Origin of the sequence: Kribbella sp. NPDC026596 (assembly GCF_040638415.1) — a bacterium.
GTDB lineage: Bacteria > Actinomycetota > Actinomycetes > Propionibacteriales > Kribbellaceae > Kribbella.
The window spans coordinates 71,319-81,500 of sequence record NZ_JBEZYF010000038.1 but is presented as its reverse complement, the minus strand read 5'-3'; the positions used below and the strand labels follow the sequence as shown (position 1 = coordinate 81,500).

General features: G+C 65.2%; 13 protein-coding genes. 10 read left to right on the top strand and 3 right to left on the bottom strand.

All coding sequences use genetic code 11. The features are described 5' to 3' along the window. Nucleotides 1-288: 288 nt before the first annotated feature. The 4 genes from AB0E63_RS28130 (at nt 289) to AB0E63_RS28115 (ending at nt 3,855) form a co-directional block, all read left to right on the top strand. On the top strand, nt 289-831 hold the full coding sequence (locus AB0E63_RS28130; protein WP_360372578.1) for a hypothetical protein: 543 nt from the start codon (nt 289-291) through the stop codon (nt 829-831). Between the two features lie 579 nt (nt 832-1,410). Then, nucleotides 1,411-1,683 (top strand): SOS response-associated peptidase family protein, encoded by a 273-nt coding sequence (locus AB0E63_RS28125; RefSeq protein ID WP_360372575.1) that lies wholly within the window; start codon nt 1,411-1,413, stop codon nt 1,681-1,683. A 216-nt stretch (nt 1,684-1,899) separates the two neighbouring features. Further along, complete coding sequence (locus AB0E63_RS28120; protein ID WP_360372573.1) at nt 1,900-2,652, top strand: aminoglycoside phosphotransferase family protein; 753 nt, start codon at nt 1,900-1,902, stop codon at nt 2,650-2,652. A gap of 600 nt (nt 2,653-3,252) precedes the next feature. After that, a complete protein-coding gene (locus AB0E63_RS28115) occupies nt 3,253-3,855 on the top strand; it encodes a hypothetical protein (protein WP_360372570.1) in 603 nt (200 codons plus the stop codon). 621 nt (nt 3,856-4,476) lie between these two features. Here the strand turns inward: AB0E63_RS28115 and AB0E63_RS28110 are convergent. After that, a complete protein-coding gene (locus AB0E63_RS28110; protein WP_360372566.1) occupies nt 4,477-5,259 on the bottom strand; it encodes an aminoglycoside phosphotransferase family protein in 783 nt (260 codons plus the stop codon). Nucleotides 5,260-5,345: 86 nt separating this feature from the next. Here AB0E63_RS28110 and AB0E63_RS28105 point away from each other — a divergent pair, with 86 nt between their 5' ends. From AB0E63_RS28105 to AB0E63_RS28095, 3 genes are all read left to right on the top strand, one after another. Then, entirely contained in the window at nt 5,346-5,885 is a 540-nt protein-coding gene (locus AB0E63_RS28105; RefSeq protein WP_360372563.1) for a hypothetical protein, read from the top strand. A 343-nt stretch (nt 5,886-6,228) separates the two neighbouring features. Then, nucleotides 6,229-6,612, top strand: a complete 384-nt coding sequence (locus tag AB0E63_RS28100) for a VOC family protein (protein ID WP_360372560.1) — start codon at nt 6,229-6,231, stop codon at nt 6,610-6,612. Nucleotides 6,613-6,629: 17 nt separating this feature from the next. After that, nucleotides 6,630-7,265: a GNAT family N-acetyltransferase gene (locus AB0E63_RS28095; protein WP_360372557.1), complete on the top strand. Its 636-nt coding sequence runs from the start codon at nt 6,630-6,632 to the stop codon at nt 7,263-7,265. Nucleotides 7,266-7,451: 186 nt separating this feature from the next. Here the strand turns inward: AB0E63_RS28095 and AB0E63_RS28090 are convergent, their stop codons facing one another. Then, entirely contained in the window at nt 7,452-7,817 is a 366-nt protein-coding gene (locus AB0E63_RS28090; RefSeq protein WP_360372554.1) for a VOC family protein, read from the bottom strand. A gap of 300 nt (nt 7,818-8,117) precedes the next feature. Here AB0E63_RS28090 and AB0E63_RS28085 point away from each other — a divergent pair, with 300 nt between their 5' ends. From AB0E63_RS28085 to AB0E63_RS28075, 3 genes are read left to right on the top strand one after another with little or no spacing between them, the layout of a single operon-like run. After that, a complete protein-coding gene (locus AB0E63_RS28085; RefSeq protein ID WP_360372551.1) occupies nt 8,118-8,282 on the top strand; it encodes a CopG family transcriptional regulator in 165 nt (54 codons plus the stop codon). Next, entirely contained in the window at nt 8,279-8,923 is a 645-nt protein-coding gene (locus AB0E63_RS28080) for a VOC family protein (protein WP_360372548.1), read from the top strand. Before AB0E63_RS28085 ends, AB0E63_RS28080 begins: the two co-directional genes overlap by 4 nt. A 42-nt stretch (nt 8,924-8,965) precedes the next feature. Beyond that, entirely contained in the window at nt 8,966-9,091 is a 126-nt protein-coding gene (locus AB0E63_RS28075; RefSeq protein WP_360372545.1) for a hypothetical protein, read from the top strand. Here the strand turns inward: AB0E63_RS28075 and AB0E63_RS28070 are convergent. Further along, nucleotides 9,088-10,131 carry a site-specific integrase gene (locus AB0E63_RS28070; protein ID WP_360372542.1) on the bottom strand — a complete coding sequence of 348 codons (1,044 nt, stop codon included), beginning with the start codon at nt 10,129-10,131 and terminating at the stop codon, nt 9,088-9,090. The genes AB0E63_RS28075 and AB0E63_RS28070 overlap by 4 nt on opposite strands. Nucleotides 10,132-10,182 lie beyond the last annotated feature (51 nt).

Here is a 10,182-nt window from a genome sequence, read left to right as displayed (position 1 = left end):
ACCGACTGCTCCAACAAGCCGTCGACACCGACCCCCACCCCCTCAAGGAACTCATCGGCGGCTGAGCGGCAACTGCACTCAAGCAGAGATGCAGGTCATATATTCTAGGTGTCTAGGCAATCGCGACCTGGCCGCTAGCCCAGCGTGTTCAGCCGTTGCCTCCACTGACTCCGACAGCTTCGTATTGGGCAGATACACGCCGCGGGCCTGCCAGTCACCGACCGGCGTACGGAGCCACTGCCGTCAGCTGGGGCTTCCCATCCACCACATGGGGCAGAATGCTCGCTTGTGAACATCTTGTCGGGTTGGCGTGAGCAGTACGACCGGATGATCCGTAGCCGCGACCAGCTCATAGAGGTCGCAACAGGCTCCGGTCCTCAACTGATCAGCTCCGACCATGCCCGAGATGCGTTGCTCCACTTCTACATGGACGCCTACCACCTCAAGGACTGGATCGGGAATGACCCGGCGGCGGGCACAGCCTCCACCTCCGTCGAGGACTTCGTGAAGGCGACCGCGACGCTACGCTTGTGCGCCGACCTGGCTAACGGTGCGAAGCACCTCAAGCTGACGAGTACGAAGACCGGCGACATGCAGACCGGAATTAGCAGCCAGAGCATCATCGTGCAGCCCGGCACGGTTAGGGCACGGGCAACAGTCAACGACGGCGGCCCGATCACCGCCACCGAGAACGTGCCGGCCGACGATCCCATGCCGGCACTCCACTCCTGGGAGGCCACTTCCGCCGGGAAAATGCACGACCTGGTGGCGCTAGCGGACGATGTCGTCGCCACCTGGACTGCATGGCTCCAGCAGCAGCATCTCCTGTAGGCGAAAACCGAGACTGGACCGCGGGTCCAAGGCTGCGTAGCCGGCCCAGGCAACGTCTCTCGCGTGCCTACCTGTTCGCCTTTAACGGCCGCAGGTTCGCGGCGGCAAACCAGGCCTCGATTGAGTCCGGGCGACGAGGGTCGGGCACGTACACGACGCGAGCCTGCCAGTCGCCGGACGAGGTACGGCGCCACTCCAGGATCAACCCGGGCCATGGCCCCCGCTCGCGGGCCGTCCGGAGCACCCAGCAGTGTCGGCGCTGTGCGTCCGGTGGAGGTTGTCGGGGGTACCGCCTGTTCGTACCCATAGCCTCAAGATTAGAACACAGGTTCGAGTAATGCGTGACCGCCCAGGTTGGCGCAGCGCGGCCAGTAGTGGTCCTCCTGGCGTATGTGCTTTCCTGGCGCCCGCGTGGCGCACCTTCGGTGCGGTCGCGGGGTGCGAACGAGCAAGCCCCGGCTAGCAGGCAACAATCGTCGATCATCGAAGTCGGTCGCCGCAGCCAGAAGTGGCAATCGACGCTCGGGCGGCCGTGGTGTGACGCAGTGCGTTGTCGTCAAGATCTGGCACGCTGGCGGTATGTGCGGACGCTATGCATCGACTCGGAGCCGATCGGAACTGCTCGAGACGTTCAAGATCGAAGAGGCCTTGGCCGACGAAGAGAAGGCTCCGGACTACAACGTGGCGCCGACCAAGACCAGCCCCACCGTGCTGGCCAGGTCACCGCGCGACGCCGAAGGCAGCGCGGAACCGGTGCGGCAGCTGCGAAACCTCAAATGGGGTCTGGTCCCGTCGTGGGCCAAGGACCCCAAGATCGGCAACCGCATTCTCTGCACTAGTCAACTTGGGTGACGTACGGCTGGAAGTCGCGTTTTCGTGGGCTGTTGTCGCGGACGGTGATCGGGCACCCTACCTGCTCCCGGACGACATGATCCGTTCGTCGCACTACGGTTGGACGCGTGACGATGCGTTTCTCGATCAACGTCCCGAGCTTCGGTGATGCCGCGCTCGCGGCGCCCCGCATCACGCTGGGTCCGCAGAGCCTTGGATGAGCTCCTGGGAGGCCGGATGACAAGCGGTCTCGAGCGCCGCGGCCCCGACCTGCTCCGCCCGGTCGCCCCGTGGACCCCGGCTGTGCACGAGTACCTGAAGCACCTCGAGCCCGTCGGCTTCCACGCAGCACCCCGGGTCCTCGGCATCGAGGGCGACCATGAGGTGCTGACGTTCCTCGAAGGCGACGTACTCGCGGATCCGCAGTGGGAGCCAGGGCGCGGTAACCCGCTCCCGGCGTACGCCCGGACCGACGATGCACTGGTCGCCGTAGGGCACCTGCTGCGCGACCTGCACGAGGCGTCCCGCAGCTTCCAGCCGCAGCACACCGGCTACCGCTTCCATCCCCACGCGCCCAATCGCGGCGAGATCGTGTCGCACGGCGACCTCGGCCCGTGGAACACCGTCTATCGAGCTGGTGTGCCAGTCGCCTTCATCGACTGGGATGCAGCCGGGCCGATCGACCCGCTGCTCGATCTCGCAACCGCCGCCTGGGCCTTCCTGCCGCTGGAGTCCGACCGTCAGCTCGCCGAGACCGGCTTCGATCCGCTGCCCGACCTGCCCCACCGACTCCGGGTGTTTGTCGACGCCTACGGACTCACCGACCGGCCAACGATCATCCCCGCGCTGCAGCAGGCGAAGTTGAAGTACGTCGAGCAGGTGCAGCACTGGCCGATAGACGCGGCCGGAGCTGCCGGCTCGCTGGAGTTCCTCGCCGGTGAGCTGCGGTGGTTGGACTCGATTGCGCCCGCTCTGCGGTGGGCGTTGTAGGGCACACGGCACAGCGCATCCCCTCGAGAGCCCGAGCGCCGCCGACAGTGGAACGTAACTCGTTGCGGACCGCCAGCTGATCGTCGCCTGTCACGAGTTGATTGCGCAGCTGCACACCGGCACCCGGTGGGTTTTCCCTGATCACGGCTGAGGACACGGGGTGATTCCGGCGGCATCGCGGCTGTTGCACCAGTCAAGCTCTCGTAGGAGCTCAGCTTTCGGTCACGGCGTGTGCAGATGGTCGGAGCCGGTGTCAGTGCGCGCCGATGAGAGGTCAGTCGGAGTTGAACGTTAGGCGCGTGACCGTTCTGGCACCGGCCCCGTGACGAATCCGCGGCCCTCATATGAGGCGCGGCGTCGTATCCAGCTGTCGTTCTCCTCGGCCCCGCGGCTGGCTTGCGCGTGCGGCGCGAGGTTCGCCTTCGGGAACGCGTCAAGCGCGACGACGGCGGACTCTCGCGCATGGTCGATCGCTGCAGAGAACCCTTGTGCACAACCCGTGTGCACAAGAGGAGCGATCTCGCTGCCGATGCAGCCTATCGGCCATCGTCATGCAGTCCTGTCTCGGGCGTTGTTAGCAACCGCGTTAGTAGAATCGCGTTGCTGTATGCAGGCCTGGGCGGCATCATCGCTCAGGTGCAAACGCCACCTATCCTCTTGCTGTCGGGCGCGCCAGGAGTCGGTAAGACATCCGTCGGATGGCGAGTCTTCGACCGCTGCACCGATCTCGCTCTTGACCCCGCCTTCGCAGACCTGGACCTGCTCGGTGCTGCGTGGCCAGCTCCCGACGATGACCCACACCAATCGCGCTTAAAGGCAACCAACCTAGCCGCAGTGTGGTCGAATTACGCCCGCGCAGGCAGCCGTCGGCTCATCATCGCAGGAGTCGTCGAGAACCTGCGCGAGAAGCAACAACTTGAGGAGGCGACGGGTGGTCATGTAGTGATCTGCCGTCTAGATGCTACGGACGCCGAACTCGCTCGGCGCATTCACGATCGCGGCCGCGAGGATGGAGATAGCCTCGACCAGCTCGTTAGGCGCGCATCCGAGCTCTCCGCTCAGCTTGCCGTTGACGACATCAGCGATTATGCGGTCCACACCACGGGCCGCACCATTGATCAGGTTGCGGACGAAGTCCTAAGACGATGGCAGGCGGATCCAGCCGCACAATCCCTTGAACCTAGCCCCACTGCGAGCCAGTGACGGCGATCCGACACCCAACTTCGACGCGTTCCTCTGCAGGGATGCCGCCTCACCGCAGAGTCTGCTCATCGCCTGCAGCACGGCGCGGAGCTTGACTGGTGCAGCGCATCCGGCTTCTGCACTAGTCAAGTCGCTGCTCGAAGCAAGCCGGCACGAATACGGCTGAGACTTCGGGCGAGTCTCGAGCTGAATCAACCCCGTGCGAGCCCGGGTGACAGCGACTGCATCGACCGCCTCGAGCAGCCCGGTAGCCGTGGTCACACCGCGGTAGATACTGGTTGGCCTGAGCCGTGGGTTCTGCACCCCCGGTGCCCGCGCCGACGGTGAAGACGAGGCACAAGCGCCGGATCTCGTCCTGGGTGGCGATCCGCGATCCCGGCGGCGCCGAGCCGCACTGAGAACCGTGCCCATTCGGCTTTGCACCATCCGTCGATTGCAGCCTCATGGCGACTCCGGGCAAGGCTGCCGGTTGGTGGCGCAGGCCGGAACGAACTGGCGGTGGATCGATTGTGGCAGGGTTCGCTGAAGGCGCCAAGCGGTGTGCTCTGCCTCCGTCTTCGTCCAACGGCAGGATTCGAGATGCCGCCCCCGAATGAGGCAACCGGTGCGCTCACACGCCAGCTATGCCAAGGACTTAATGAGTCGGCGGCACCTCACGGGGTCCTGGGTCAGGCCGGCATTGACCGCCCAGACGAGGTAACTGGCAGCACGGACGATAACCCAAGCGCGTGCGCGCTCGGCGTTGAGGTTCGCGGACGAGGCGAGGTGGGTCACTGTGGCCGGGATGTCGTCCATCTCGTCGATCCGAGTCCAGAAGAGCTCAGCGAGTGCTCGTTCCGGGTGCCCAGCGGCGGGTTTAGGGTCGATCGCCAGCCATGGCTGTCTGTCCCCGGCCAAAATATTGCCGGAGTGCAAGTCACCGTGGACCAGGGTGTTGCCAGGATCATCGCTCGCAAGCTCGGCGGCCAAGCTGCGCACGAGGGCGACGTGATGTGGCGGTAGTACCTCGGGAGGTAAATCTGGCAGCTGAGCCATGTTTGCTGCGAGCGTCGCCAGGCTAGGCGGGCCGCTGGGCGCGGGCACGCTGAGTTGGCGTAGGACGTTTGCGTAGACAGGCAGTGCCTCGGTGAGTCTCAGATTCGACAAGGACAGGTTCGGGTCGAGTCGTTCAAGCAGGAGTGCACCTGGGGCTTCGTCGACTAGGAGTACGGCGCCGTGGCCGTCCCAAACCCTGAGCGCTGTCGCCTCATCCGCCGCACTATGGCCGTCACCGACCAGCTTCAGGACGTAGGGTGTGCGTCCGCGGTGGACGAACAGGATCTGGTTCCAATCGCCGTACTGGCGAGTCATTGGGTCCAAGTCAAGCCCCCAAGCGTCGGCAAGCTCCTGGGCTCGGTTAGACATGGGAGCAGCGTTCCACGGGTAGCTCGGCAGAGTCGATCGAGTTTCGAGGGCCATCGGGTTAGGTTTGTTCGATGCATGGTGGACCGGTGAGGGTAGAAGCACTCCTGATCACGGGCACCGTTGGCGTCGGCAAGACAACAACAGCTCGGGTGATCGGCGAGCAGCTGCAGAAACTGGAGATCCCGCATGCGGTTATTGATCTGGACGAGCTGGTGCGCGGATGGCCGGCCCCTGCCGAGGATCCCTTCAACATGGAGCTCGAACTAGCGAACTTGGCCTCCGTGGTGAAGAACTACCGTGCTGCTGGGGCGATGCGTGTGGTCGTTTCTGGAGTAGTTGAGAGCCGCGCCGCCGCACGCAAGTACGAGTCGGCGATGGCGATGCCGGTGAAGCTCTGTCGGCTCAAGACCGATTTGGAACACGTCCGGGCGCGGCTGACTGAACGGCACGTGCCGGGACCCGATCTGGACTGGCACCTTAGGCGTAGTGGCGAGCTGGATCTGACCTTGGACGCAGGTCTAGATGGAGACTATGTTCTTGTCGACCCGGGGCTCGACGCGCCGACACAAGTGGCGCAACGCGTGATGCGGGCGATCGGTTGGGGAATCGCTGAAACGGTGTCCTGATCTTGTCAACGCGTTCGTGGCACCGATCGCAGGTGAGCCTACTGCCCGGCTTGCGCGGCCGACCTCGCGTCGTTCGACGGGGATTGACCTCAATCGTCATCCTTAACTGGGTCGTGCTGTATTGCTTGATCCTGAGCGTCGTGGACATGTCCACAACGGCGTGACTGACCGGGTAACCAGCACAGCCATGATTCGCTTCCGGCTCGGCCACGGGCGGCTTGCCTCGTTGGCCGGCCGCGTGGATGATCGCGACCACGGCTTCGAACTCGGCTGAGATTCAGCCAGTAGGGTCACGCGTAACAGCGCTGACCAGCCTGGGGTTTGCTTCGACGAGGAGCTGCAGATGGACGTGAAACACCGGATGATCGTGTTCGACGCCGCAGACATTGACGCCGAGAGCGCGTTCTGGGCCGGGTTGCTCGGCGGAACGGTGGTTGAGGACGGCAGGCGGTGGCGCAACATCTGGGTCGATGGCGAGTGGCAACTAGGCGTCCAACTGGCTCCAGACCACGTCCAGCCAGAGTGGCCTGATGGCCCGCCACAGCAGGTCCACTTCGACTTCTACGTTGTCGGCACCGAAGGGCTCGATGCCGCCCACGACGAGGTCATCGGGCTGGGTGGCCGGCTGTTGAAAGCTGCCGACGATCGCACGGCCGCTCGAGGGGTTCAGATCTATGCCGACCCCGCGGGTCATCCCTTCTGTGTCTGCTGGCTGCCCGCCGACTGACACTGGGAGGAACTCCGATGCCCGTTCACCGTGAGTACACCACGGGACACGCACCCGAGGTTGATGTTCACGTGGTCACCCCCGACCGCTGGAACGACCTAGTCCAGCTGTTCGAGCGCAAGGGCCCGCGCGGAGGCGTTCCGATTCCGGGCCACTGCTGGTGCATGCTCTGGCGAGACGAGCAGGGGCCGGCCGATCTCCGCAAGGCGGCGCTGAAGGCCATCGTCGATCAAGGCCGGTATCCAGGTCTGGTCGCCTACCTTGACGGCCGCCCGGTTGGCTGGGTGGCCGTCGCGCCGCGTGAGGACCACAGCCGGCTTGAACGGTCTCGGCAGTACGGCCCAACTTCTGGGGACCATGATGTATTTGCTGTCACCTGTTTCTACGTCGATCGCGACGTCCGGGGAACCGGGGTCGCCAGCGCGTTGCTGGATGCAGCGATCGACCACGCGCGAGAGCGTGGTGCCGTCGCTCTTGACGCGTTCCCGAAGACGAACCTCGCGCCGCACGCGCAGGCCAGCCGCAGGGCCGAGGAGAACGACAGTTGGATGGGACGGCGCGCCTCGTATGAGGCGCGGGGGTTCCTCGCCATCCGCGACGCCGGCGCCAGAACCGTGATGCGCCTGACGTTCAACCCCGACCAGACGGCTTGACGAGTTCAGTGAAGGTAGCCGTCCCCCTCGGGCTCGTATCTGCTGCCGCCAGGGAGTGCTGATTCCCATCGGAATCAGCACGACTGCCTTCGCGAGCTCGAGGTCGATCGGGCCAGGGAGGTCGGCCGGAAGCCGTACCGCGTCCTGTGAAGGGACCGACGTGGCCGACCGTCTCAGGTCGAAGAGCTAACCATCCTTTGGCTCGGCGCGGGCGTATGAGCAGACGTCGACGAGGAGCATGCCCGGTCCCTTGAAGACGGCTGATCGCATCCCGTAGTCGGTATCGACCGGCCCGAAGACGAGTTCGGCGCCGTTGGATCTGGCGACCTCCACGGCGGCGTCGACGTCGTCAACGATGTGGTGGAGGGTAAGACCGTCCACAATTCCGGTGGGGACGGCTGCGTTGCCGCTGAGCCAGAGTCGTACCTTGCCGGTGTCCAATTCGGCGAAGCCGTCGAACACATCGCCTAGCTTCCAGCCGAAAGCTGCGGACAGGAATCGAGCGGCTTCCGGGACATCGGGAACGATGACGCTGATTGCATCAACGGACACGCGCTCGCCTCGTCTCGTGGTCCTTCCGAATCGGATGCCGACCTAGCCTAATGAGGATCGAGGCCCTTGACGCGGCGACCGTCGAGGCTTGGCGTCGCGACTGCTCGCCGCGCCTAGCGCTGGCCGGACGTCGATCGCCAGGAGACGCTGGCCGCGACGCTGATCCACCCCGAGTCGCTGGACCTGCTCGGCTCGGTCATCACCGCTCGTCGCCTGCTCACCCTCCCCAGCACCCTGCGCACAGTTCTCATCGTGCTCCTTGGTTGACTGGTAGCTGCCTAGGATGCTAGCAATATAGCCATGGTGGATGAGGATGGCAAGAAGGTGCAGTTCAACGTTTATCTGCCGCCGGAGCTGGTGCGGCGGGTGAAGCACAAGGCGATCGACGAGGCGGCGAGCCTGTCCGCCCTGGTCGAGCAGGCCCTGTCGGAGTACCTGGACAAGCATGAGGAGGCCAGAGGATGAACGACGTACTGGTTCGGCCGTTGCGGTTCACGGCGGATGTGGAGGCGATGCGCGCGTTCCTGGAGGCGCTCGGCTTGCGGTCGCGGATCGAGTCCGAGCGCGGGGGTTGGGTGGACATGCTGACCGGCCGGGGCATGGTCGCATTGCACGACGCGGCTTCGAGTTCGACCGGCGGCCAGCCGGGGCAGACGAGTCTCACGTTCGAGGCCGACGACATCGATGCGATCAAGGACAAGCTGGACAGCGCGGGCTACCCCGACGCGACCATCTTCGACGAAGCGTACGGCCGGGTCCTCACAGCGACCGGGCCTGACGGCGTGCAGATCTGGGTCGACGAGCGGAGCGAGGATCTGTACGGCTACACGCTGCACGAGTCCCGGCCCGACGATCGATGGTCGGTAACGCCGTACCTGACCGGTGTGGACGAGACGGCCTGGCTGCGGCTGCTCGAGGTCCTTGGCTCGGAGGCATCGCTGCGCTTCGGCCCGGCCGACGAGGAATACGCCGTACGACTGGATCTGACCACCGCTGAAGACCTCGATGAGGTACGGCGGCGACTGAGCGGTCTCCAGATCACGCAAATCGATGAGGGCCTGGAGATCGTCGACCCGGATGGACAGCTGATGGTGGTGCATGGGTGATTGCGGTTGACCTCCAGCGGGCCTGAGGTTGGAGGATTCGCCATGACGACTGCGATTCCGGAGCGGCTGCGTGAAGATCCGGACTTCCGCGGCTGCTGGTCCGGGTGCGCGTTGTCGATCACCGGGTCGTTGGTCACCGCGATGGGCTGGGGCGGCTTGCGATGCTAGCCGACTCGGAATCGCGGCATGCCGAGAGAGACGGGCTCATGGTGGGACAGCCGCACCGCTCCGGCCTGTTTCTCGCGGAGCAGCCGCAGGGTGAGGTCGATGCCTTCGAGCTCACCGAGCCAGCCAGCGTCGAGCGCGTGCCGGCGACGGTCAATCAGGTCGGCCTCGAGCTCGTTGAGCCGCGACAGCATCCGGGGGTCGACGTGCAGCATCGGGCATCGCACGCAGGCGTGTTCGTGCTGGCACGGGGTTCCATACGGCCGCGCGCACGAGCCGAGCTCCACCTTGCGCTTGTCGAAGTGGTCTTCGAACTCCAACCACTCCTGGTCGCTGACCGGGCCGTACTCGTCGCCCGGGCGCAGCGCACGGCGGCGGGCCAGGAAGTCTTGGTAGTGCCGCACCGTGTCCTCCTCGAACACCGCCACGTAGCCCTGAGTGGTGGCCAGGTCGAGGTGGCCGAGGAGTTGGGCGCCGATGTGAATGGGCAGGCCGTTGTTTACCAGCTCGGTCGCGAACAGGCGGCGGAAGTCGTGCGGGGTGAACCGCAGCCCGGCAAAGGCCGGGTTAGTCACTGCGATCTGTTCGCATTGCCTCGTGATCGCCTCCCGCACGCTCTGAAAGCTCATCGCGCCGGCGCTGATCAGCGGCCGCTGGAACAGGAACGGCATCGGTTCGGACCAGACGCGTTCGTGGGGGTCCCAGCGCCGGACCGCGCGGATGGGCGCCCCACCGGCGGTGTGCCGACGGACGATTTCGGCGATCACGTGGAACAGTTCCGCCGACATCGGCACGACGCGTTCCCTGTCGGTCTTGGAGGGAGCGACGACGAGCAGACCGATGAGCTCACCGTTGGGTCGCTCGTATTGGCGGATACTGAGCTGGCTGAGCTCGAGCAGCTCCTCGATCCGCAAGCCTGTGTGCCGCAGCGTTTCGATACACGCCCAGGTCCAGAACGCCGTGTCCTCGGCGAGCGTCAGGTTGGTGACCTCGCCGGTGATCACGTCGACCACGCGCACATGGGTTTGGTCGCGGGCCACCATCTGGCGGTCGTGCGCGGTATTCGTGCGGCGGTAGACGCATCCGGCGTGGCT

Excerpts from the sequence above, each read along its gene's own strand:
- AB0E63_RS28110 (WP_360372566.1), bottom strand. The coding sequence starts at position 5,259 with ATGTCTAACCGAGCCCAGGAGCTTGCCGACGCTTGGGGGCTTGACTTG.
- AB0E63_RS28125 (WP_360372575.1), top strand. The coding sequence starts at position 1,411 with ATGTGCGGACGCTATGCATCGACTCGGAGCCGATCGGAACTGCTCGAG.
- AB0E63_RS28095 (WP_360372557.1), top strand. The coding sequence starts at position 6,630 with ATGCCCGTTCACCGTGAGTACACCACGGGACACGCACCCGAGGTTGAT.
- AB0E63_RS28120 (WP_360372573.1), top strand. The coding sequence starts at position 1,900 with ATGACAAGCGGTCTCGAGCGCCGCGGCCCCGACCTGCTCCGCCCGGTC.
- AB0E63_RS28075 (WP_360372545.1), top strand. The coding sequence starts at position 8,966 with ATGACGACTGCGATTCCGGAGCGGCTGCGTGAAGATCCGGACTTCCGC.
- AB0E63_RS28100 (WP_360372560.1), top strand. The coding sequence starts at position 6,229 with ATGGACGTGAAACACCGGATGATCGTGTTCGACGCCGCAGACATTGAC.
- AB0E63_RS28070 (WP_360372542.1), bottom strand. The coding sequence starts at position 10,131 with ATGGTGGCCCGCGACCAAACCCATGTGCGCGTGGTCGACGTGATCACC.
- AB0E63_RS28085 (WP_360372551.1), top strand. The coding sequence starts at position 8,118 with ATGGTGGATGAGGATGGCAAGAAGGTGCAGTTCAACGTTTATCTGCCG.
- AB0E63_RS28080 (WP_360372548.1), top strand. The coding sequence starts at position 8,279 with ATGAACGACGTACTGGTTCGGCCGTTGCGGTTCACGGCGGATGTGGAG.